Annotated in this window: 26 protein-coding genes and 1 riboswitch; of the genes, 12 read left to right on the forward strand and 14 right to left on the reverse strand. The window is 35.2% G+C overall.

Translation table 11 applies throughout. The features are described from left to right. Positions 1-45: 45 nt before the first annotated feature. On the forward strand, positions 46-420 hold the full coding sequence (locus MQX03_RS06830; RefSeq protein WP_242802241.1) for a Fur family transcriptional regulator: 375 nt from the start codon (positions 46-48) through the stop codon (positions 418-420). Positions 421-424: 4 nt separating this feature from the next. On the opposite strand, the gene MQX03_RS06835 is transcribed toward MQX03_RS06830, so the two are convergent. From MQX03_RS06835 to MQX03_RS06850, 4 genes are all read right to left on the reverse strand, one after another. Then, positions 425-1,216, reverse strand: coding sequence for an SDR family NAD(P)-dependent oxidoreductase (locus MQX03_RS06835; protein ID WP_242802242.1), 792 nt, complete (start codon positions 1,214-1,216; stop codon positions 425-427). Between the two features lie 51 nt (positions 1,217-1,267). Continuing rightward, positions 1,268-1,849 carry a TetR/AcrR family transcriptional regulator gene (locus MQX03_RS06840; RefSeq protein WP_242802243.1) on the reverse strand — a complete coding sequence of 194 codons (582 nt, stop codon included), beginning with the start codon at positions 1,847-1,849 and terminating at the stop codon, positions 1,268-1,270. Positions 1,850-1,951: 102 nt separating this feature from the next. Further along, positions 1,952-2,656, reverse strand: a complete 705-nt coding sequence (locus tag MQX03_RS06845; RefSeq protein WP_242802244.1) for a hypothetical protein — start codon at positions 2,654-2,656, stop codon at positions 1,952-1,954. A 109-nt stretch (positions 2,657-2,765) separates the two neighbouring features. Continuing rightward, positions 2,766-4,529 (reverse strand): S41 family peptidase, encoded by a 1,764-nt coding sequence (locus tag MQX03_RS06850; RefSeq protein WP_242802245.1) that lies wholly within the window; start codon positions 4,527-4,529, stop codon positions 2,766-2,768. Between the two features lie 107 nt (positions 4,530-4,636). Here MQX03_RS06850 and pafA point away from each other — a divergent pair, with 107 nt between their 5' ends. Further along, a complete protein-coding gene (pafA, locus tag MQX03_RS06855) occupies positions 4,637-6,280 on the forward strand; it encodes an alkaline phosphatase PafA (RefSeq protein ID WP_242802246.1) in 1,644 nt (547 codons plus the stop codon). Between the two features lie 180 nt (positions 6,281-6,460). Here the strand turns inward: pafA and MQX03_RS06860 are convergent, their stop codons facing one another. The 5 genes from MQX03_RS06860 to MQX03_RS06880 form a co-directional block, all read right to left on the reverse strand. After that, positions 6,461-6,778, reverse strand: coding sequence for a barstar family protein (locus tag MQX03_RS06860; RefSeq protein WP_242802247.1), 318 nt, complete (start codon positions 6,776-6,778; stop codon positions 6,461-6,463). Between the two features lie 130 nt (positions 6,779-6,908). After that, a complete protein-coding gene (locus MQX03_RS06865; RefSeq protein WP_242802248.1) occupies positions 6,909-7,217 on the reverse strand; it encodes a GIY-YIG nuclease family protein in 309 nt (102 codons plus the stop codon). A 62-nt stretch (positions 7,218-7,279) separates the two neighbouring features. Continuing rightward, complete coding sequence (locus MQX03_RS06870; RefSeq protein WP_242802249.1) at positions 7,280-7,762, reverse strand: ribonuclease domain-containing protein; 483 nt, start codon at positions 7,760-7,762, stop codon at positions 7,280-7,282. Positions 7,763-7,860: 98 nt separating this feature from the next. Then, entirely contained in the window at positions 7,861-8,655 is a 795-nt protein-coding gene (gene nadE, locus MQX03_RS06875) for an NAD(+) synthase (protein WP_242802250.1), read from the reverse strand. Between the two features lie 12 nt (positions 8,656-8,667). Beyond that, positions 8,668-9,195, reverse strand: coding sequence for a GNAT family N-acetyltransferase (locus MQX03_RS06880; protein WP_242802251.1), 528 nt, complete (start codon positions 9,193-9,195; stop codon positions 8,668-8,670). A 122-nt stretch (positions 9,196-9,317) separates the two neighbouring features. Between MQX03_RS06880 and gldB the strand changes: the two genes are divergently transcribed. The 8 genes from gldB (at position 9,318) to MQX03_RS06920 (ending at position 15,910) form a co-directional block, all read left to right on the forward strand. Further along, a complete protein-coding gene (gene gldB, locus MQX03_RS06885) occupies positions 9,318-10,304 on the forward strand; it encodes a gliding motility lipoprotein GldB (protein WP_242802252.1) in 987 nt (328 codons plus the stop codon). Between the two features lie 23 nt (positions 10,305-10,327). After that, complete coding sequence (gldC, locus tag MQX03_RS06890; RefSeq protein WP_129534593.1) at positions 10,328-10,654, forward strand: gliding motility protein GldC; 327 nt, start codon at positions 10,328-10,330, stop codon at positions 10,652-10,654. A gap of 85 nt (positions 10,655-10,739) precedes the next feature. Then, positions 10,740-11,879: a cystathionine gamma-synthase gene (locus MQX03_RS06895; RefSeq protein ID WP_047445539.1), complete on the forward strand. Its 1,140-nt coding sequence runs from the start codon at positions 10,740-10,742 to the stop codon at positions 11,877-11,879. Positions 11,880-11,938: 59 nt separating this feature from the next. Further along, positions 11,939-12,385, forward strand: coding sequence for a GNAT family N-acetyltransferase (locus MQX03_RS06900; protein WP_242802253.1), 447 nt, complete (start codon positions 11,939-11,941; stop codon positions 12,383-12,385). Positions 12,386-12,461: 76 nt separating this feature from the next. Further along, positions 12,462-12,965 (forward strand): DinB family protein, encoded by a 504-nt coding sequence (locus MQX03_RS06905; protein WP_242802254.1) that lies wholly within the window; start codon positions 12,462-12,464, stop codon positions 12,963-12,965. A gap of 44 nt (positions 12,966-13,009) precedes the next feature. Further along, the gene (locus MQX03_RS06910) at positions 13,010-13,624 is read left to right on the forward strand and encodes a hypothetical protein (protein ID WP_242802255.1); all 615 of its coding nucleotides are present in this window, start codon (positions 13,010-13,012) and stop codon (positions 13,622-13,624) included. Positions 13,625-13,627: 3 nt separating this feature from the next. Next, on the forward strand, positions 13,628-14,176 hold the full coding sequence (locus tag MQX03_RS06915; protein ID WP_242802256.1) for an L-threonylcarbamoyladenylate synthase: 549 nt from the start codon (positions 13,628-13,630) through the stop codon (positions 14,174-14,176). 309 nt (positions 14,177-14,485) lie between these two features. Next, the gene (locus tag MQX03_RS06920) at positions 14,486-15,910 is read left to right on the forward strand and encodes a CCA tRNA nucleotidyltransferase (RefSeq protein ID WP_242802257.1); all 1,425 of its coding nucleotides are present in this window, start codon (positions 14,486-14,488) and stop codon (positions 15,908-15,910) included. An 82-nt stretch (positions 15,911-15,992) separates the two neighbouring features. On the opposite strand, the gene MQX03_RS06925 is transcribed toward MQX03_RS06920, so the two are convergent. From MQX03_RS06925 to MQX03_RS06945, 5 genes are all read right to left on the reverse strand, one after another. Further along, positions 15,993-17,000: a T9SS type A sorting domain-containing protein gene (locus tag MQX03_RS06925; protein WP_242802258.1), complete on the reverse strand. Its 1,008-nt coding sequence runs from the start codon at positions 16,998-17,000 to the stop codon at positions 15,993-15,995. 23 nt (positions 17,001-17,023) lie between these two features. After that, positions 17,024-18,313, reverse strand: a complete 1,290-nt coding sequence (locus MQX03_RS06930; RefSeq protein WP_242802259.1) for a DUF5074 domain-containing protein — start codon at positions 18,311-18,313, stop codon at positions 17,024-17,026. Positions 18,314-18,337: 24 nt separating this feature from the next. Further along, positions 18,338-19,462: a YncE family protein gene (locus MQX03_RS06935; protein ID WP_242802260.1), complete on the reverse strand. Its 1,125-nt coding sequence runs from the start codon at positions 19,460-19,462 to the stop codon at positions 18,338-18,340. A gap of 12 nt (positions 19,463-19,474) precedes the next feature. Next, complete coding sequence (locus MQX03_RS06940; protein ID WP_242802261.1) at positions 19,475-21,499, reverse strand: TonB-dependent receptor plug domain-containing protein; 2,025 nt, start codon at positions 21,497-21,499, stop codon at positions 19,475-19,477. Positions 21,500-21,620: 121 nt separating this feature from the next. Continuing rightward, positions 21,621-21,771, reverse strand: a riboswitch (cobalamin riboswitch). 186 nt (positions 21,772-21,957) lie between these two features. Next, positions 21,958-22,440 carry a cytidine deaminase gene (locus MQX03_RS06945; protein ID WP_242802262.1) on the reverse strand — a complete coding sequence of 161 codons (483 nt, stop codon included), beginning with the start codon at positions 22,438-22,440 and terminating at the stop codon, positions 21,958-21,960. A gap of 107 nt (positions 22,441-22,547) precedes the next feature. Here MQX03_RS06945 and namA point away from each other — a divergent pair, with 107 nt between their 5' ends. Next, entirely contained in the window at positions 22,548-23,600 is a 1,053-nt protein-coding gene (gene namA / locus MQX03_RS06950) for an NADPH dehydrogenase NamA (RefSeq protein WP_242802263.1), read from the forward strand. Positions 23,601-23,631: 31 nt separating this feature from the next. Beyond that, complete coding sequence (locus tag MQX03_RS06955; protein WP_229985610.1) at positions 23,632-23,913, forward strand: DUF2752 domain-containing protein; 282 nt, start codon at positions 23,632-23,634, stop codon at positions 23,911-23,913. The last annotated feature ends 18 nt before the right edge of the window (positions 23,914-23,931 follow it).

The raw sequence follows: 23,931 nt of genomic DNA on the forward strand, positions 1-23,931 counted from the left end.
GTTAGAATAATTTTTTATTATTGCAACATAATCGCATTAATAAAAATGAAACGAAGAAGTACACCTACCAAAGAAGCCGTTCTTACATTGCTCACCAATACCCGGAAGGCGATGAGTCAGGATGCGATCGAAAAAAATATTGATGTGAATATGGATCGTGCTACAATTTACCGTGTGCTCAACCGTTTTTGTGAAGACGGAATTCTCCACCGCATCGTTGCAGAAGATGGCAAACAGTATTTTGCAGTCTGCATCAAATGTGAAGAAAAGAAACTGGCAGACCATCATTTTCATTTCCGATGTACGAATTGTCTGACGATAGAATGTCTGCCGGTTCCGGTGCAGTTTTCTTTACCACAAGGATATCAGGTAGCAACTGTAAATTGTATTTTGACGGGTGTTTGTAAAGATTGCGCTTAGGACTTTATATAGTTTTCAAAACACCACCATCTGCTCTCAGACTCGCTCCGTTTGTTGCAACAGATAATGGACTAGAAAGATATGTTGCAAGATTGGCAATTTCTTTTGGATTAATAAATCTTTGGAGCAAAGAATCTGGATTGGTTTGTTGTATGATTGCAGCTTTCATCTGATCTACAGTGATGTTTTGAACTTGTGCAAAATGTTCTATGGTCGAAGCCACACCATCAGAATAAGTCGGTCCGCCAAGGATTGTATTGACAGTGACTTCCGTGCCTTTGGTTAATTTTGATAAACCGTTGCTGATTGCCATCATCGAAGCTTTTGTCATTCCGTAATGGATCATATTTCCCGGGATGTTTACTCCAGATTCACTGCTGATGAACAAGATTCTTCCCCAGTTTTTTTCCAACATTTTGGGCATAAGCTTTCTTGATAATTTTATGGAGCTCATCACATTCACTTCAAAAATATGATACCAGTCTTCATCGGAAATAGTTTCAAAATTTTTCAGCTCAAAAATTCCGACATTATTAATTAAAATATCAATATCATTTAGCTGTTCAAGCAAATTGTTTACTTCATTTTTATTGGAAAAATCGGCAGGAATTCCTGAAACTTTTGCGTCAGGAAATTGTTCTGTTAGTTGTAAAACTGCTTTTTCAGTTTTTTCTTTTTGTCTTCCGTTGATGATGACTTCTGCGCCTTCCTGTAATAACTGTTGCGCGATTGCATATCCAATTCCCTGTGTTGAACCGCTGATAAAAGCTTTTTTTGATGTTAATTCTAAATTCATTGTAACTAAATTTTATTTTTGTAATGATTAATCCAAAAATGGATAAAAAAATTAGCTGAGAACAGCCAATTGCATTTCTATTTGTTGAGACAAGATTTTTTTATCGGGATACATTCGTCTTAAGGTATTCAGACCGCACCAAAAAGTGATGAGGTATTTTCCTAAAATAGATGCCTCAGTTTTATTTTTTAATTCTCCTTTTTCTTGAGCTTCTCGGATCGCTTTAGTGTACATTTCTTCAACTTCTTTAAGGATTTGTACGGCTTCTTTTTCCAGATTCTCATCAATGTAAGTCATTTCTACAACTGTATTTGCGATGATGCAACCTTTTAAATGAGCAGGTTCGTTTTCATCAGCAATTGCCCGGAAGAAATCTTTAATCAGTTCAATGGGGGTGTTATTTTTCTCCAGATTATTTTTAAATTCAGCAAAAGCCAGTCTTCTCTGGTTGATTACTTCTTTGAAAACCTGCTTTTTTCCCCCTTTAAATGTATTGTAAAAACTTCCGCTTCCTGCTCCGGTAACGGTTAACAGGTCATTCAGTGAAGTCGCAGTATAACCTTTTTTCCAAAAAATATCCTGTGCCTTATTAATGAGTTCTGCATTGTCGTGAATGTTGGGTCTTCCTCTCATTTTATTTTTGTAATGATTGATACAAAATTAGCAAAATATATTTAACAACAAACATTTTCATAAAAAAACATATTGAAATGTGTTTTAATATTTGGAATAATTTTAATTTTTGTCTTTTAAAGAATCTACTTTCGGTTTTTCTTCGACAATAGACATTTTATTTTCAAAAGGTTTAGCTTCTAAAACTGTAATGCTGGTCTGTTCTTTTCCAAGATTGTATTGTACGAAAACGGTTTTCTCAGTACTGCGGATGATGTAGGTGTTTACGTTTTTCCAGTTGTTGCAAGAGTGCATATATCCTAAATTATATGCTTCTGGATCTTCTTTTTTCAGGCGTTCTTCTTCACCTTCTCTTAGCGGTTCGCCGGTATTTATTTTTACACCACCCACATTTTTTATCAGCTCATCAAAACTCTTCTGAATCTCGAGCGGAGAGAATTTTTTGTCTTTAAATTCCTCAGATATTCTTATTTCTGCTTTAAAGGTTTTTCCTTCCATTACAGTGTACGTTCCGTGATCATAGAAGTATTCTTTATCAAAATCTTTGGTTTGTCCGTTACCATGATATAAGCTGGGGTCGGTAAATGCATAACCTTCCGGAAGCTTAAAATAAGGGAAGATTCCATGAAATTTATCGGTCACCGGAATTTTACTGATGTTGTAACCCGTATCTGAAATTGCTTCTCCTGAGTTATCTGTAACGGAAGTCACAGTGGTAGAATCTTGCTGAGGTGCCGGTTGCTCTTTTTTATTGCATGACCACAAAGTAAGTGCCGACAAGGCATTTAGTAAAAGGATATTCTTCATAATTCAATCTATTGAGAGGTGTCGTTATGCTTTTCTGTGGTAGCAAAATTGGTGCTAAAGAGGGTGAAGACTATTTAAAATTATGTTAAATAGTAAATAAGGTGATTAATTATTTCAAATCATTCAAAACCCTTTCAAACTCTAAGTCTTTTTTATCTAAAATATCCTGGTCTTTATATTTTATCAATTCATTGATTCTGACTCCTATTTGCTGGGTTTGGGAGTTGTCTGGGTAAAAGATTCCGTTTCCTGTAAATTCTAAAAGGTAATCTCCGGGTAGTTTTACTTTCACCAAATCACCATCTCCACCGGAAGTTTGCTGGCCAATGGTTAATGATTGAGGAAATATTTTCTGCAGACTCATAGAGTACCATTCGCTTGCACTTCGGGTTTCAGAATTGACGAGAATAAAAACTTTTCCTTTGTAATTGTATGTTGTTTTATCTTTAATTTTTGGAAAATAATTAGCAGAATCTTCCAGATAAATAAATGTGCCTATATTTTTGAGATTCGGAGCGTAATACTTAGAAAAATAATTTTCTACAGGCGAAAAGTATTTGTAGATGTAATGGAATGGAAAACCACCCCAATCCGGATAAGCTCTCATGTCAAAAACAATGGCTTTTTTCTTTGCAGCACTTCCTAAAATACTATCCATTTTTGCATCTATCTTGTCGTCATCTACATTGTTGATAAAGGCTAATGTTTCGTTGATTTTAAAGTAAGCAACGTCCTTATGAGTGATTTTACGGCTTTCTAGCTTCTTGATTTTATCTTGAAGATAATTAACAATAATCTCATACTTTTCCTTATTGGAAGTGTCGATCATATCAATTTTTGTAGAAACTTTCTTGTTACTCTTAGCTGATTTTAGTTCTAAAATTTTTTGCGGAAGATCATCGGGCCAGATGAGATTATTTTCATATTTCGAAAGAACATACACCAACTTTTCTCTGTTTGAAGTAGATAAAAGTTCTCCTTTTTCTTTAATGATTTGAGAAATGCTTTTTCCATTGACGGATGTGATTTTGTCGCCCACGTTAATTTGAGCTTTTGAACATATTTCAGGTAAAATAAGATGCGTTACCAAAATGTGATCATTAATAATCTGGAAATCAAATGGCGCAAGATAGGTCATGTGATAAATATCTTTCCTGTAATTCAGCTGTTTGTAAAAGCTAAACGCATGGCTGTCTTTAAATTTTGAAACCAATTTGGCTAAAATAACTTCAAAATCTTTTCTCGAATTTATCTTTGAGTTTTCATCTAAACTATTGTTGAAATATTCATCAAAGCCTTTGTCCATGATATACTTATGTGGGAAGAGGTAATCTACAACTCCCTGTATTTTCACCAGAGCCAACAAACGATATTCTAAAGGCAAATTTTCTGTTTTGGAGAAAGAATATTCTTTTTCATCACTGACCAGTTTACCTTTTGGCAGGTTTTCAAAATTGTATCGATGCTTATAAATATTGTTGAGCAAATCTTTATTGCCAGCGCTTATTTTTTTGTTCTTCCGAAACCAGTCAAAATTCTGATTCTGCAACATCAGATCCTTTGAAGTCTCAGCGGGAGCAGGTGTAATGAAATTCTTATTCAGCTTCGACGTTAATTTATTGATGACGGCATTGAAATCATCATCAGTATTGATACCTTTTACATTTGCCAAAAACAAACTGTCGGCATTTACTTTTCCGCTGGCAAGATCGGGATGATAATATTTGAGGAAGTTCCAGGTTTTGAAAAAGATAAATTGTTGTTCGGTTTGTGCGAACAGGTTTTGTTGGAAAAGGAATAATACTAAGGAAAAGATTATTCTCTTCAGATGAAACTTAGATTTAGGCATATTGATTTTTGTGATTGGAATCATTTTTAGCTGTGATTTAAACTAAAAGTTAGTGTGTCAAATTTAAATAAAATTTCACATACCAAAACCCTGAAAACCCGTAAATTTGTGGTCACAAAAAAAGTTATTCAATGCTAAGGAAAATTACGATTGCTGCAGTTACTTTCATTTCTTTAATGACGGTGAACGCTCAGAAAAGCAAGAAATCACAGTTGGAAAGACCAAAATTGGTAGTAGGTTTGGTAATCGATCAGATGAGGTGGGATTATTTGTACCGTTTTTATGACAAATACGGCGATGATGGTTTCAAAAGATTGCTGAACAAAGGTTTTTCTTTTAATAATGTAATGATTCCTTATGTTCCTACGGTTACAGCGATTGGTCATACCACCATTTATACGGGTTCAGTCCCATCCATTCACGGGATTGCCGGAAACGACTGGACAGATAAGGCAACCGGAAAAAATGTGTACTGTACGACAGATGCTGAAGTAAAAGGTGTGGGAACAAATGATAAGATTGGTGGTCATTCGCCAAAGAATCTTTGGAGTACAACAATTACCGATCAGTTGAGAATTGCAAGCAATTTCCAGTCGAAAGTTGTCGGAGTTTCATTGAAAGACCGGGCGTCTATTTTGCCGGCAGGTCATAATCCGACCGGAGCTTTTTGGTTTGATGAAACGAACGGGAATTTTGTGACAAGTTCTTATTATATGAGCAGTTTGCCGGATTGGGTAAACAAGTTTAACGATCAGAAATTAGCTGAAAAATTGGTTGCTAACGGATGGAATACGTTATTGCCTATTAATCAATATACAGAAAGTACAAGAGACGATGTGCCTTGGGAAAAACCTGTAGGAACTGCGAAGAATCCAACTTTTCCTTACAGCAATCTTGCCGCAGATTTTGCAGTAAATAAAGGTGTCTTAAGAACTACACCATTTGGAAATACCTACACTTTAAAGTTTGCTGAAGCTGCCATCGATGGATATCAGTTAGGGGAAGATCAGATTACAGATTTTCTAGCTGTAAATATTGCGTCTACAGATTACGTGGGTCATGCCTATGGACCGAATGCCATTGAAGTGGAAGATACCTATTTGAGATTAGATATTGAATTGGCGAATTTCTTCAAAATGCTTGACAAAAAAGTAGGGAAGGGCGAATATTTGGTTTTCCTTTCGGCAGATCATGGTGGCGCTCATGCTGAGGGTTTCATGAAAGAAAATAAAATGATGACCGGATTTTTTGATGATGGTTTAGAGAAAAATCTCGGTGCAGAATTAGAAACAAAATACGCTTCAAGTAAACTGATTTTAGGGATTGATAATTACCAGATTTATCTTAATCATCAGCTGATTACAGAGAATAAATTAGATGAAGTTGCCATCAAAAAAAGCATCATTGAAAATCTAAATAAAGATCCACGTGTTTTATACGCAGTTGATTTGAAAGACGTAGCCAATGCTCCTATTCCTGAGCCAATTAAAACCAGAGTAATCAACGGATACAACTGGCAGCGAAGTGGTGATATTCAAATCGTTTCTCATGACGGAATGCTGCCTACCTATGCTAAAAAAGGAACAACACACAGTGTCTGGAATTCTTATGATGCACACATTCCTCTCATATTTATGGGTTGGAAAGTTCCTCATGGCGAAAGCAATGCTTCGCATTTTATGACCGATATTGCACCCACCATCGCTCAGTTTTTAAGAATTGAAAACCCAAGTGGAAATGTAGGACAACCACTAATGGAAGTTTTAGGAAAATAAGATTTTAAATATACCCAACAGAATCGGGGGGGGGGCACACACGCCCCCCTCTGATGTGTGTTTATTTTTGAAAAAACCCCCCCCCCCGCCGGGCCCCCCCCCCCCCCCCCCCCGATTCTGTTGGGTAATGATTTCCTCTATAGGAAACCTTGAAGGTTTAATTCTGTCGTAAATAATTTATTACTCAGTTGTTTCATCTTCATCAGAAGCCCCTTCTTCATCGTCATACTGTTCCAGATAATATGCAAAAGAAAAATCTTCCACATCATCTTCCGTGTCTTCTAAAGTAGTTAGTAAGTCTTCGAAGATTTCTAGCTGATCTACACTCATATTGACAAACTCTAAATGCAGAGGCATTTGCAGTTCACCAGAAATAACATCTGAAAGTGCGTCGAGATTATCCCCGAAATGAGCGGGAAGTTTAATTTTTTCTTTAAGCTGAGTATAAAAATCTTCGTAATCTCCGAGGTCTGCGAAGTCGATGTATGTTGTATTCATAATTTTATTTAAATTTTTACTGTGCAAATGTATGGGTTTTTATGTCATTGAAAGACTGTAGTGGTTACTGTCATTGCGAGAAGCGTAGCGACGAAGCAATCTCGCAGCGAATCTTGAGACATCTCTAATTTCAGAAACGATCCATAATATTTTGAATATCATCCTTCAAATCTCTCCAATCAGAATTTAATGAATTTATTAAATTTAATTTCTTTTGTCTTGAACCTGCTTTTATCTGTTTTTCCCGAAAGATTGCATCTCCAATTTCCTGAAATGCTTCCCAATATACCAACTTATTAACATTGTATTTTGCACTGAAACTCTGCTCGTGAAACTTTTCTTTATGTTCCTGAACTCTTTTCGGGAGATTTGAAGTAACACCAGTATAAAGAACGGTATTGTTTTTATTGGTCATGATATAGATAAAGCCGGATTTCATTTGTGTTATTTTAATATTATTTAAAAGATTGCTTCGTCGCTTTCGCTCCTCGCAATGACAGATTACTGCTTCTCAAAGCTCTTATAATGATTTTTAGTTAAATAAACCTCTCCATTTTTAGTAAAAACAATTCGATCGCCATTTCTGTTTCCACAGCTGTAATTAACATCGGCTTCAAAGTATTTCACCCCTTTCGGCAGCTTTCCTTCTCGGTTTCCAAAGTAATCTCCACCAATTGCTTTTTCGGGAAGAACTTCACAAAGATTTCCCTGAGAAGGATTCCATCCCGCTTTCTTGGCTTCATTTTTAGTGATGTAATAATCAGGAAGCTGATGGTTTTGTTTGACGTAATTAATTACTGTATTTTCTTTGGTAAGTTCATCAATTGATTGCCTGTCAGATTGGCTTTTTGAAGCTTTCGAGGCATTCTCAGTTTTAATGGGCGTTTTCTTCTCAGCAATGAAATTATTATAAATATACATCACCGACATTCCGAAAAGAAGTCCCATGCATGCAAAAAGTACAGAACGGATTTTAGAATTCATAGTTAAAATTTTAATGTACCAATGTAACAATCTAGCAATGTACTAATCCAGAAATATTACAACTCATTGGTAAACTGTTATATTGGTAAATTGTTAAATTAATCAACCCTCCATTCTTCCGGAATATCGCACACCGGAATCGGGTTGATCTTATGCTGTGCCGCTTTATTCATTCTACTGAAAATCTTAAACACTTCCAAATCTCTTCCGCTGTAGTCTGCTTCTGTTTTAGTACCCCATTCTTTTTGGATTTTCTCCAATTCAGGATAGGTTGCGCCAATCTGCATTTCGTCGGTTCTTTCAGCATCCCAAAGTCCGTCGGTCGGAATCGCTTCCTGAATGTTTTTAACTAAGTTTAAAGCTTTCGCCAATGCATAAACTTCAGTTTTATAAAGATCTGCGATAGGAGAGACGTCTACACCACCATCACCGTATTTGGTGTAAAAACCAATCCCGAAATCTTCCACTTTATTTCCTGTTCCGCAAACCAAAAGTCCGTTGATTTGTCCATAATAATAGAGAGTAAGCATTCTCAACCGCGATCTTGTGTTGGCAAAAGCCAGTTTTTCGTTAGGGAATTCGTCGTCGTGAACATCAAAAGTTTTGTACAATTCCTCAAAAGCTGGCGTAAGATTCACAGACATCGCTTCAACATTCGGGAATTTAGATTTTAAATCATTCATATGTTCCCAAGCTCGGTTTACCTGATCTTCTTTTTGACGGATCGGCATTTCGATGAGCAAAGTTTTCAAGCCGGTCATCGCTGCCAAAGTAGAAACCACTCCAGAATCTACACCACCGGAAACTCCCAATACGTACCCTTTAACTCCGGATTTTTCGGCATAATCTTTTAGCCATTGCACAATATGATCGATTACTTTTTGTGTCTGCATTGTATATTTTTATTATTTAAAATTTTCTTTTTTAAGTTCGTACCAAAAACAATGGTCGCCTTCATCAATGAATGTTTCTTTTTCCTCGAAACCTAATTTTCTCAAAACATGATTTGATGCATCGTTTTCTACGTCAGCGTAGGCGAAAACTTGGTCAAGCTTCATTTCGTTAAAAGCGTAATTCAAAACGGCAATAGACGTTTCTGTAGCATAACCTTTTCCCCAATACTCCGGTGTGAAACGGTAGCCAAGATCGTGAATATTCTGATGATTGTTGATTTCTTTAATAAGTTTTAAACCGCTCCAGCCGACTAGTTTTCCGTCTTCTTTTCGAATGACAGCCCATCTTCCGATTCCGTTTTCTGTATACTGATTTCGGATGCTTTTAATCATTTCGGCACTTTGGCTGATGTCGGTTAAAGGTTGTATTCCAACATATTTTACGACTTCCGGATTGCTGTCCAGCGCAAAAAAAGCTTCAACGTCTTCGGGAACGATCTCCCTTAAGATCAATCTTTCGGTTTCAAGATAAATATTCATCGTTTGTATGGTCTTATTTTAAAGATTTTAATATAATTTTTATAGTCACAAAAAAATCCTTTTTCGGTATAAGTTTATATTTATATCCTTATTTTTGTAAACTTAAATTTCATGTAAAAATAATGAAGATTTTTAGAATTGCCGCACTTTCATGCCTTTTAGTTTTAAGTTTAAACTCTTGTAAAAAAGAACAGGAAACTGATTGGAAAGTAGAAATAAAAAATCCTGCCGAAAAGGTAGAGGTTACCGATATCTCAAAAGAGTTTTATGACCAGAATGTTTCGTTAGAGCAGTTCACGGCTAAGTTTCCTTGGTTTCAGGGCACCGTTCCTGATGAAGATTTTGGGAAAAGAAGAGCTGATGCTCAGGAAATAAAAATCTACAAAGAAGCGATTAACAAAATTGATCAGAAGAAATTGCAGAATGAGCTTCAGGATTTGTTTTCGCACATTAAATTTTATTTTCCACAATTTAAAAGTCCAAAGATTTTCCTTTTTTCATCGGCTTTACAGATGATTCAGGATCCTCTTTTGTATGATGATAAAACAAATTTCCTGTTTATTGATATTACAGGATTTATGGGTGATAAAAATCCAAACTATAGAGGTTTGGAACTGTATTTTCAGAAATCTATGAACCCGAGCAACATTGTTCCTAAAGTATCAAGAATGTTTGCCGAAAACATTGTTCCATATACAGGAAACAGTCAGAAATTCATTGATTTGATAGTGTATAATGGTAAAATAATGACTTTACAAGATGCATTTTTAACCGAGACTCCAGATTATCTGAAAATGGATTACACCAAAGAGCAATATGATTGGTCAGCTGCAAATGAAGCCAATATTTATAATTATTTTGTTGAAAATAACCTGATTTTTGGTGATGATCATCGATTAGCAGAACGTTTCATTGCTCCCGGGCCGTTTTCAAAATTTTATACAGAAATTGATAATAATTCGTCTCCAATGGTCGGAATTTACACTGGATGGCAGATTTGCAAAGAATATTTAAAAAAGAAGCCTGAAACAAAACTAGTAGATTTCCTAAAAATGGATGCTACACAAATTTTTAATGAAGCAGGTTACAAACCGAAATTAGAAGAATAATAAAGTTTAGAAAAAATAGAAAAATGAGAAAGACTCAAATCACGATAGATGTAGAGCTGGATGAAAATCACATTCCTGAACTAATCACTTGGAATGCAGCAGATGGCGGAGTAGAGAAAGAGGAGACAAAAGCAGTAATGATTTCCGTTTGGGACGAAAAAGCATCGGAAGCTCTAAGAATCGATCTTTGGACAAAAGAAATGCCTGTTGATCAAATGAAAATGTTTATGCATCAGATTCTTATCTCTATGGGAAGCACCTATCAAAGAGCAACAGGCGAAGATGATGTAGCAGCATGGATCGAGCAGATTGCTGAAGAATTTGCGGTGAAATCAGCGATAAAAATGTAAACAATTAATGTAACAATCTACCAAAGTAGCAATGTAACAATCATTGGTAAACTGGTACATTGATACATTGTTAAATTATAATACAATGAATTTTAATACAAAAGTTATACACGGAGGACAACATCACGAATCTGCAACAGGTTCTGTGAATGTTCCTGTTTTTTTAACATCAACTTTCGCACAAAAAAGTCCGGGAGTACATTCGGGATACGAATATTCGAGAGCGGCAAACCCTACAAGACAGGCTTTGGAAGACTCTTTGGCAAGCATTGAAAACGGAGCGAGAGGTTTAGCTTTCGGTTCTGGTTTGGCTGCGATTGACTGTGTTTTAAAATTATTAAATCCGGGCGACGAAGTTGTTGCTGTGGACGACTTATATGGTGGAACGTACAGAATGTTTACCAGACTTTTTGAAAAATATCAGTTGAAATTTACTTTCGTTAATTTTGATGATGTCTCAAAAATTGCAGACGTAATTACAGATAAAACCAAATTGATTTGGGTGGAAACTCCAACTAACCCATTGATGAAATTAGTTGATATTAAAGCAGTTGTAGAAATCGCAAAAGGAAAAGATATTTTAGTTGCGGTTGATAATACGTTTGCAACACCATATCTTCAAAGACCAATCGATCTGGGAGCTGATATTGTAATGCACTCTGCAACGAAATATTTAGGTGGTCACTCTGACGTTATCGCCGGAGCTTTGATTGCCAAAGATGCTGAATTAGGAGAAAAACTTCACTTCATTCAGTTTGCAAGTGGTGGAATTTTAGGTCCGCACGATTCTTATTTGGTGTTGAGAGGAATTAAAACCTTAGCATTAAGAGTTCAGAGGCATTCTGAAAACGGAATGGCTGTGGCGAAATACCTTGAATCTCATCCGGCAGTTGCACAGGTAATTTATCCAGGATTGGAATCTCATCCGCAATATGAATTGGCAAAATCTCAGATGAAAGATTTCGGAGGAATGGTTTCTTTCACTTTCAAATCGGGTAAAAAAGAAGATGCGATTAAGTTTTTAGAGAAAGTGAGAGTGTTCACTTTGGCTGAATCTTTGGGCGGAGTAGAATCTTTGGCTAATCATCCTGCTTTAATGACCCACGCTTCCATTCCTGCTGAAAAACGTGCAGAATTGGGAATTACAGATGATTTAGTTCGTCTAAGTGTCGGAATTGAAGATGCGGAGGATCTGATTGCAGATTTGGAGAAAGCATTCTCTTAAAATAATAAATTATAAGCATCCGTTTTTATAACGGATGTTTGTTTTTAATTGAATTTAAAATGGAAAATACAAGAAAAGCTACCATTAAGGATTTGTCTCAATTAGCCGAATTGTTTGATCAATACAGGATTTTTTATCATAAAGAATCTGATATTCCTGCAGCGGAAAGTTTTTTAAAAGAAAGAATAGAAAAAGCTGATTCTGAAATTTTCGTTGCAGAAAATGATGATAAATTAATTGGTTTTGTTCAGTTATATCCATTGTTTTCTTCCACAAGAATGAAACGGTATTGGTTGTTGAATGATTTGTTTGTCAACGAAAATTACAGAGGCAAAGGTTTTTCAAAAGAATTAATCGAAGAATCCAAAGAATTGGCAAAGTCTACAAATGCAGCTGGAATTCTTCTGGAAACCGGAAAATCAAACGACGTCGGAAATAAATTATATCCATCTTGTGGATTCGAGATTTACGATGAGGTGAATTTCTACGAATGGACGAATAGATAATGTAACAATTTACCAATTTTTTTAATTGTTACATTAAAATATTACACATTACCAATTACTTATTACTCATATTAACATGACAGATTTTCAAAAATACATTCAAAGATATTTAGATTTAATTCCATCTGAAAACTGGCTGGAAGAATTGAAAAAATCGGGAGAAAAAACTATTTCTTTATTTTCATTTTTAACTGAAGAGCAATCAAAATTCGCTTATGCAGAAGGAAAATGGACTTTAAAAGAAGTTTTGCTTCATTTATCAGACACCGAAAGAGTTTTTCAATATAGAATTTTAGCTTTTGCAAGAGGTGAAAAATCTGAATTGCCCGGTTTTGATGAAGAAAGTTACGCTGCCAATTCTTTTGCGAACGGGAGAAGTTTAGAATCTTTGTTGGAAGAATATCAATTAGTAAGAAATTCTTCTCTGATTTTATTGGAAACATTAAATCCGAAAGTTTTAAACAATATTGGAAGTGCGAACGGAAACCAGATTTCTGTGGAAACGATTTGTAAACTGATTGTGGGACATAATATTCATCATTTGAATGTGGTGGAAGAGAGGTATTTACCGGAATTGTAAGGTAGAAAGACTATTAATCATATTTTTTTAAAAATATAGTTTTGATGAGTAGTAATGTTAAAATATCAATACAGTATTTGTTGTTTGTATTTCTGTTTATTGGGATTTCATTTTTCAACGCTTATTTTTTCTGGTGGCGAATTGATAATGGAACAGAAGAATTTTTTATTATTGTGTCTTCTGTGATGATTTGTTGGATTGGAATAGGTTACTTAAGTACTATGATAAGTGGGAAAATTGTATTTAAAGATCTTAAAGAAGTTGGTTTTATGTCTCCATTTACATTAGTGTTGAATGGGTTTTTATATGAAAAAAAAGGATTGCAGATAGCTAAGAAATTTAAAACTACATTTTCAGCGTTTGCATTTCCAATACTCATCTTTTTTATTTTTTTGTTTTACCAAATTGTACATCTTGTAGAAAAAAACGATTTGGCACATTATAGAATTGAAAAACAAGCAATAATTGAAGAAATTTCATATTACAAAGGTTCTAAGAGAGGACGTGTGGTTTTTAATTTTGATAAAAAAAAGATTAGAAAAGTAATTTATTTGAAAGATAGTTTTAAAAACAAAGGCGATTATGAAGCTATAGTTTTTTCTTCAAGAAATCCTTACATAGCTAAAAGTAAAGCAGAATATGAAGAAAATTTAAAATAATTTATGGAAAACATCATCAACATATTAAAATCCGGTGGTACGATTCTTTACCCAACAGACACCATCTGGGGAATCGGTTGCGACGCCACAAACATAGACGCCATCAATAAAATTTTCGAGATCAAGAAGCGCGAGAAAACTAAATCGATGATTATTTTGGTGGAAAATGAGAAGCGATTACAAGATTTGGTGGACGTTCCGGAAATGGCTTGGGAAATTATGGATTTAAGCGAAAAACCTGTAACATTGGTTTATCAGAATCCCAAAGGTTTACCGAAAGAATTGCTTGCAGAAGACGGAAGTATTGGAATTCGCCTTGTAAAAGATCTTTACTGCAAAAAACTGATTACAAAACTGAATAAACCTTTAGTTTCAACTTCTGCCAATTTCAGTGGCGATAAAAGTCCGTTGAAGTTTTCTGATATTTCAAAAGAAATTATTGATTTGGTTGATTTTGCGGTGGAAGAAGACAGAGAAAAAGTGTCACAATATTCAGGCTCTTCAGTGATCAAAATCTGGAGTGATAACAGAATAAAAGTTTTAAGGGAATAGTTTTTTGTCTCACAGATTTTCACAGATTTTTAAATCGATATGTTTGTTTTGGAGCTTTTAAAATTCTTATAAATCCTTAGACAAGCTCAAAATGACATTATTATAAAGATTTTTATTGATCAACATTGTCAGGCTGAGCTTGTCGAAGCCTCCAGACTTATGTGTTCTTCTTTTTAAACGCATTTTAACTAAAACTCATGTGACTCATGTGTTAAAAATCTTTTGTGACTTTTGTGGTTTAAAAAAATACTTTTAATGTAAATATTTATCTTTGCAAAATTAATTCATCCAACATCCAGCATCAAAAAAATGTTCATCAACCTCAATCAAAATCAAAATTTAAAACTTTTCAAACTCATTTCTGAAGTCGCTGCGGCAAATAACCAGTCGGTGTATATCGTTGGCGGTTTTGTGCGTGACCTTTTAATGAAAAGAAAAGCGTCTACCGATATTGATTTTGTGACAGAACAAAGCGGAATTGAACTTGCCCAAAATGTGGGAAAGGAAATTGATCCTAAAATGAAGGTTTCGGTTTTTAAAACGTACGGAACGGCGATGATCAGATATAAAGATCTTGAATTGGAGTTTGTGGGTGCAAGAAAAGAAAGCTATACCGAAGACAGCCGCAAACCCGAAGTGGAAGGCGGAACGATTGAAGATGATCAGAAAAGAAGAGATTTTACCATCAATGCGATGGCGATTTCTTTAAACAAAGATAATTTCGGGGAACTGATTGATCCTTTTGACGGAATTGGTGATTTACAAAAAGAAATTCTAAGAACACCTTTAGAACCTGCACAAACCTACTCAGATGATCCGTTGAGAATGATGAGAGCAGTTCGTTTTGCTTCAACTTTAAATTTTACGATCGAAGAGAACTCTTTAAACGCCATCAAACAAGAAGCGGAAAGAATCAAAATTGTTTCTATGGAAAGAATCATGGTTGAATTTAACAAAATCATGGTTTCAAAAAAGCCTTCAATTGGTCTAAAATTAATGGAAGAAACAGGTTTAATGAAATTAATTATTCCTGAATTAATTGACTTAAAAGGAGTAGAAGAAGTAGAAGGACAAACGCATAAAGATAATTTTTACCACACGTTAGAAGTGGTAGACAATATTTCTGAAAATACCGATAATCTGTGGCTTCGTTGGGCAGCATTGCTTCACGACATCGGAAAAGCACCGACAAAAAAATTCGTTGACGGAACAGGTTGGACTTTTCACGGTCACGAGTTTTTAGGCTCAAAAATGGTAAAAATATTGTTTCAAAAACTGAAATTGCCATTGAATGCTGACATGAAATATGTTCAGAAAATGGTGAAACTTTCATCGCGTCCGATTGCTTTGATTACAGATGATGCTTCTGATTCTGCATTGAGAAGGCTTCTGTTCGATGCTGGAGAAGATATGGAAGATTTGTTCACGCTTTGTAAGGCAGATATCACGACCAAAAATTCTAAAAAACAAGATAAGTTTAAAAAGAACTTCCAATACGTTGCTGTTAAAATAAAAGAGGTTGAAGAGAAAGATCAGGTAAGAAACTTCCAGCCACCGATTTCCGGGGAAGAAATTATGGCAATGTTTAACCTAAAACCTGGCAGAGAAATTGGGATTTTAAAGGAAAAAGTGAAAGAAGCAATTTTGGAGGGTGAAATTGCCAATGACAGTGAAGAAGCTAGGAATTTTGTTATTGTAGAAGCCGAAAAGCTTGGACTGAAAATCCTTTCTTAGAAAAGTAAAAAAGATTTAATTTAAAAATAAAAAACCTCTTTCAAATAATCTTGAAAGAGGTTTTTACTATTTTAAACTCATCTTATTTTGAGATAATCAACTTAAGATTTTGTTTATTGGAATTATTATCAATTTGAATGATGTAATTTCCATTCGATAAATCTGAAACATTCAATGTCTTATTAACGGTTTTCCCTTGTTTTACAAGAGCTCCGTTTACACTGTAGATTTTCACTTCAACATCTTTGTTTGTATTGATTTTAATGAAATCTGATGCAGGATTCGGGTAAAGACTGATTTTGGTTTCTGCCTTTTGATTTTCTGCAGTTGATAATACAATAAATTCATTAATCACACCCACAGCATCCAGATCAAATCCTGAAGAACCACCAGGAGTTGGGAAAGGGTCTATCGCAACATTTCCGAAGCTGTCGTATGTTCTGTAGGTGTCAATGTTTGTGCCTATAACATCAATTATTTTGACATGAGTAATCTTTGTTTTATCTAAAAGCGGGTTGTCCGGAAGATCGCTGATGTCGAAAGGAGTTCCGAAGCCAGAGGTATATTTTCCTGCAAAATTATTAAGATATGTGGCATCCATTGTTGCAAAACCTGGACCTCCCATATCCGTAGTATTCTGAACGAAATTTGCAGGATATTGATTATGAGAAGGGAAACGGAAGAAATTAACACCATCTGAACTCACTTCTACAAAAGCCAATTCTAAAAATGCTCTGCCAGACTGGCCAGACATAAATCCGTTTTCAAATACGGCAAAGTCAAAACCGCTTCCGTTGGTGATTGGTTTTGCAAAAGTAAGTATAGCATTACCTCCGTCTCCCAGACTTACAATAGATCCGTTAGAAGGCCCAATTGCATTAGCATCAACACCAGCATTAGCAACTGCAGATACTGCGGTGTTGATTTGCTGGTAACCACGTAGAACAGTAGCACCTGTTGCCCAAGATTTAAAAAGATTACTGTTGGCAGGAATTGCAGTAGAACCCGCAACGCCGGCTTGTGGAGCATAACTTTGAGCCATCAAAAAATGAGCAGAAAGAAACGCCGCCGCGATAAATATATTTTTCATTTTTATTTAAATTTTATATCCAATTACTTGATGATGAATTTCTCAGTTTGCTGAACATTCTTACCTGAAATCTGAATAATATAATTTCCTTTGTTCAAGTCTGAAACTGTAATTCCGTTTTGGTAAACGCCAGATTTTACAATTCTTCCTGAAAGATCAACGATTTTATATTGTGCAGAATTCGCATTTTTGATATAAAGGATGTCTGATACCGGATTTGGATAGATTGAAATGGTATTGTTTAGTTTTGTTTCTGTTGTTGAAAGACTGGCTGGGGTAAACACATTTTTATAAACATTGTTGGCACCTACTGTAGTGGTAAATGTATTCAACAGAGTTCCGGTTTGGCTGTAAACATTTAAAGTCGAAGTAGGACCGAAATCATTAGCATTCCCCTGAAAAATTTTCCCGTCAATCGCTGCAAAACCATAAAAATCTCCGTTAAATGTACTTGCAGTTGTAGTAAAAACAGGAGTGCTGCTGAATGTTGCTAAATCTGTATTTAAAGAATATACATTAGTACCTCCGGCAATAAAAAGTTTTGTACCTTCTGAAGTGAATTTTAGTGCTTCATATTGAGATGGTGGTATAACGGAAGTATTTGCTATACTTGCTGTCACCGTATCTGTAGTTGTATTGATTTTATAAACTGTAGATCCTGTAGCTCCTGTACATAAGGCGAAAATATCGTTTCCAACAACCGTGATAGACTGCAATCCAGCACTAAGAGTAATAGTGCTCATAATTGCATTTGTAGCAGGATTGATCACTTCAATACTGTTTCCTGCTCTGTAAGAAGATTTATTCACGTATACTTTTCCGTTCACGGTAACGATCTCTTCAGGTTCTTCGCTTAAAGGAATGCTGGTGATGTACGCTAAAGTTGCTGCATCATGTACAGAAACAAAATGTACTGTATCACCATAATCGCCAGCATTGGTGGTGAAAATCTTCCCGTTTACAATGGTAGTAGATCTTGGTCTGTCTATGTTACTGGTAATTACAGCAGACTTTACAAAGCTTGCCCTGTTGGCAACGACTATTTTGTTTGAATTATTTAAAACTAAATAAGATTTATCTCCGTTAAAATAAATAGACTGTAAAATATCTCCCAAAGCCTCACCATTATTTGCTAAATGATATACATTATTGGTAATGTTGTTGTTAGCATCAATGTAAGAAATCTCTCCGGTAGGAGTACCATAGTTTCCTTCATTAGATACGATGTAACCGTTCGAGTATTGTGCAGATGTCAGTGCAAAACCAGCCAATGCAAAACTTAGTTTTAAAAATTTAGAGTAAAAATGTTTCATTTTTTTTGAATTATTTTTTTTGAATTATTTGTATAAAAAAGTTAAATGTCCCGGAATGTCTCCTGTTTTGACTTTCCATTTTAATTTTCCGAATTTGTTGTAGCAGAAAAGTTCGCCGGAAGAAGTATAGTCTTTAGCGTCTGAAATAAAAATATCACCATTGACAGGGTTTGCAGCAATGCCGTATGGAATGACAATTTTGGTATCTGTTCCGTCTGTTATAAAATTGCTGCTTGTTTTTTCTAGCATGTCAGTATTAATGATTCCGTAGCTGCTTACAGTTCCTCCGGAAGTCCATTCATAGCTGATATAGTAGAGTCTGTTTTCTACAATTGAAAAATTACTTACAGGAATATTAAACTCTTTGATAACCTGATCAGTCTGAGGATTTAAAACATAAGTTTTTGGAGGGATATTTCCGAAGTTTCCTCTAGAGGTTATCCAAAGCTTTCCAGTGTCATCTTTTTTAATTTTACTTAAATTGATGGCAACAGGTATTTTTTTAATCTCGGTAAAAGTATTCAGATCAATGACAGAAACAGTATTATCATAATCAGGACCACTGTATGCACCGGAATTTGCAACGTATAATTTATCTCCTACGACTTCAAGTTCGTCGGGTTGTTTCCCAACATAGAGCTTACCGACAATTTGCAGGGTATTGACGTCTACTTTTACCACATATCCAGTTTGTGATGCTCCCACGGCACCACCGTAAGATGTAATATAAGCGTAATCTTTATGGAAATTAATGTATCTACAGTTCTGAATCTGGATTTCACCAATGTGTTTAGCTGTTTTGGCATCCATCACTTCAATATAATTGGAAAGATTGATAACCGCATACAGTTTATCCTTATATGTTTTAATATCATTACCCACATCTCCCAGACTGCCTACAACATTAGGATTTTGAGCATTGTAATAATTTTCTGTAAAAACTCCGGTAGAATAATCAAAAAAGTCAATCGAAGCTTTGTTGCTTCCCATATTGCCTTCATTAAGTACATAAAGACCTTTGATGTTGATGTCTTCCGGCTCCTGAACTCCCGTGTAGATTGCACCGTAGTTAATGTAATCATAATCTTCCCTACAAGACTGAGTTGTAAGAATTAAAAAGAAAACTAAGAATAAATATATTTTTTTCATGTCTGAATCTCATTAAAAGGTTACTCTCAGGCTGACTCTGTAATTTCGTCCTGGCATTGGGTAATTCTGGATAACGCTGTAATTCTGATCCAAAAGATTATTTACTTCCAGGCCTAATCTGAATTTCCAGTCTTTCATATTAAATTCTTTCGTTCCGGAAATATCGCTCGTGTACCAAGGCTGTTCGTAGTTTACCGGAATGTTTTCAGACATATTGTACCGTTCGCCAACGTAGACGAAACTGTAATTAAGCTGCCAGTCTTTATAAGTGAGCCCCAATAATGCGCTTGCATTATTCTTTGCGGTGTAAGGAATCTGATGCCTGTAGTAAGAAGTAATATTAGTTTTGCTAATATTTGAAGCTTCTGTAAAAGTATAAGTAAAACGGTTGCTCAATAATAAATTTTCTGAAAGAAGCCAGATTGTCTGAGCCGAAAGATCAACTCCTTTTATTTCCACCTCACCCAAATTCTCCATCGTCCAGCGGAATTGTTGTCCTTTTGGATAAGCTATAATTTTGTTCTGAACACGATTGTAATAAGCATCAGCAATCAGGTTGATGTTTTTTAAAACACTTGAATTAAAATCTTTGTTAAATGTAAATCCTAGATCGTACTGATTGGTAAATTCAGGTTTCAGTTGCGAACTTCCGACTTCCGTGTAATACAAATCATTGAACGTAGGCATCCTGAAAATCCTTTTATAAAAACCGTGAACTTTAAATTCTGCGGAAAACGGCTGATAAGAAGCGAATACCGTAGGCGTAAATTCAGAACGGTTTTGAGGTGTCGAAAATAGGGTGTTTTCTATTTTTTCCTGCACAAAAGTTCCTAAAACGCTTCCCTGTATTTTAAATTTTTTAAAATCAAACTGTGAAGCCAATGCCACAAGCTCTGTATTTCTTTCGGGATAGGCAAACTGTCTTAAATTGGCATCCAAAGTATTAAATTGGTAATCTACAGATAAATTGATTTTCCAAAATTTATAAGGAGAATATTGGTGTGCGGTTGATATATAAACCTCCTGCTGTTTGTATGTATTATCGATGAAAAGTGGCGTTCCGCCTGGGTTATCATTGTAATAATGAGTGTAGTCATCAGCAAATTTTGAACTGATGAGAAATTTATATTTAGGAGAAATTTCTTTTTCAAAACTTCCCTGTACAAAGAAATTTTTATCCCACTGTCGGCTCGAGAAAATATCATTGTATTTTGTCACGGCGCCAGGAACTCCTCTTTCAGAATCGTAATAATAGGTTTTCAGTTTCCAAGTTCCGTTATTGATTTTACCGAAAACTCCTGCTTCAGCCCTTAGAGCTTCCACATCACCATTCGTTCTTGTACCTTGGCGTTCCCAACCGAGGCTTCCATCGGGTAAAGCAACTCTCTGATGAAATTTATATTCGCCATTTGCAGTAAGATATTCTGTGCTTAAGGCAACGCTTATATTGTCATTAAGTTTTTGTTCAAGCAATACTGATGGGTTAATTATTCCAAAAGATCCCGAGCGGAAGTGAAGATTCATATTGGTTTTTTTAGAATCTTTAAAAACCGGAGTTCTGCTTTTCAAATAAATTGATCCTGAAGAACCAAAGTCTTTCGCGGACTGAAAAATTTCGCTCTTTTGGCCGTTGTACAATGAGATTGATTCTAAATTGTCTAAAGAAAATCTACCCAAATCTACCGTTCCGTTTTGTGCATTTCCAAGTGCAATTCCGTCGTAGAAAACACCAACGTGCTGTGTTCCCATCGCCCTGATATTTACTGTTTTCATTCCGCCAATTCCGCCATAATCTTTCAATTGGACTCCAGAAAAATACCTCACAGCATCTGCAACAGAAGTACTGTTCAGTTTTTCAAGCTCGGCACCGGAAAGTTTTTGTGAAGAAATAACACCGGTTTCCTGACGCTTCATATTGAGGATAAGAGCCTTGATTGTTTCAGTACGAATGCTGTCACTTTCTTTTTCTTGCGAAAAAAGAGAAACAGGTGTAGCCAACAAAAACAGCAGCGAAGCAGAGTAAAAATATGTATTCATTCAATTCTAATAAAGCCTTAATGATGGCTTTGTGAATGTAATGAATAGAAGGAATTAACCTATTATTGTTTGATACAAATAGGTTTTTAAACCGACTACGCCTCACTCCACGAAAGCTTCATCTATGTAATAAATTTAAAAAGGTGTCTGACTTGTGTATGTTTTCTTAATATAATCAAACATCACTTACAGTAGCGGGTCTGCTTCGGATTTTCACCGAATTCCCTTTTTTAAATCAGGGCAAATTTAAGTTTTTAATTCATAAGAGGCAATGAGAAATTGTTAATTTTTACGATGGTTTTTTAAAAATTCTATAAAACATCAATTGAGAGAATTTTCTCGCACAATGATTTGAAATTAAATTTTGAGAATAATTTTTATATGTGCAAATTTGCATAATCTGTGGGGTTTGCACTTATTTTTTTAACCTAAGTCTCAGCCTTAACCTTATCCTCAATCTACAAAAATGTCGAGTCAAAATAAAACGGTAGCAAATCTTTTATAGAATTTACCTTAAAAACTTCTTCATTTAAATTTGAAAAATAAACATCAATATTTTCATTCTGCTTCGTTTCATATTCCATCAGACTTTGTCTGCACGCTCCACAAGGCGGAATGGGTGGAGTTTTTTCTGAAAATTCTCTCGGTCCGCCAATAATGAATATTTTCTGTATGATCTGATTAGGGAAATTAGCGCCAATCCAAAACAGAGCGGTTCTTTCCGCACAAAGTCCTGATGGAAATGCTGCGTTTTCCTGATTGTTTCCCGTGTATATTTCTCCATTTTCCAGCAAAACCGAACATCCTACCAAAAAGTTGGAGTAGGGTGCATAGCCATTTTCACGTGCTTGTTTTGCTTTTTCAAAAAGCAGTTTTTCTGTTTCAGTCAGTTCGCTGATGCTTGTGAAATGTTCGTAACCGATTTGTATATCTTTTTTCATTTTGTCGCCGTAAAAAGGGCGATAAATGTAATCCTTTTTAGGGAAGCTGGCAATATCTTTGTTACGATACTAAATTTGTAATTTTAAACTTTTAAAAATTCAATTCAATGTTATATACTCCGATAAAATTTAGAAATGTAGAGTTGAAAAACCGTTGGGTGATGTCGCCAATGTGTATGTATTCTTGCGAAAACGGATTGGCTAATGATTTTCATTATGTGCATTACGGAAGTCGTGCCCAAGGTGGAACAGGTTTAATCATGGTGGAAGCTACAGGTGTAGAACCTCGCGGGCGAATTACCAATTACTGCATGGGAATCTGGAACGATGAGCAGGCTGAAAAACTTCAGAAAATCGTAGAATTTGTGCACAAAAACTCAGATTCAAAAATTGGAATTCAGATTGCTCACGCAGGCAGAAAAGGTTCAACCTGGGAAAATAAACAAATTTCTTTGGAAGAAGGCTGGGAAACGATTGCTCCAAGCCCGATTCCGTATCATCCTACGGAAAGAATTCCGCATGAATTGTCTGTGGAAGAGATAAAAGATTTAGTTCAGAATTTTAAAGATGCTGCAAAAAGAGCAGTACATGCAGGTTTTGATGTTATTGAAATTCATGGTGCCCATGGATATTTAGTTCATCAGTTTTTATCACCGCTTTCAAACGTACGAACTGATGAATATGGCGGAAGTTTTGAAAACAGAAGTAGATTTTTATTGGAAATAGTCGATGCTGTAAACGAAGAATTGAATGAAAATGTTGCGCTCTTCGTGAGAATTTCCGGAACTGAATATGCTGAAAACGGCTGGGATATCAATGATAGCGTAGAATTAGCTAAAATTTTAAAGAATCATGCTGTAGATTTAGTAGACGTTTCAAGCGGAGGAAATATTCATGGTGCGAAAATTTCTGTTTTTGACGGTTACCAAGTTCCATTTTCTTCGCAGGTTAAAAATGAAGCAGATGTTAAAACAGGAGCTGTTGGTTTGATTACTTCAACTTCTCAGGCTGAAGAAATTTTGCAAAAAGGCGAAGCTGATCTTATTTTTGTGGCAAGAGAGATTCTCAGAAACCCATATATTGCGGTTCAAGGTTCTTTTGAAATGAATGAAGAAAGTTTTTTTCCGCATCAGTACCTCAGAGCGAAAATTTCTTCTTAATTTTAGCCTCATCAAAATCACAAAATAAATTATGAAGATTGAAGACTATATGTTGCCTTGCCCAAGCAAAAAATTCTTAGGGATAGAATGCTTCGGATGTGGTACCCAAAGGGCAATTGTATTAGTTTTTAATGGTAAGTTTACCGAAGCATTCCACATGTTTCCTGCAGTATATACTTTGCTCTTGTTTTTTGGTTTTGTAGCCCTCAATTTTATTGATAAAAAAAGAAATTATGGTCAGATTTTAATATTTTTAGCAATTATTAACTCACTAATCATGGTATTTTCTTACTTTTATAAACATTATTTTTAAATCAAAATATTAAACATT

The organism is Chryseobacterium aahli, assembly GCF_022699665.1.
GTDB lineage: Bacteria > Bacteroidota > Bacteroidia > Flavobacteriales > Weeksellaceae > Chryseobacterium > Chryseobacterium aahli.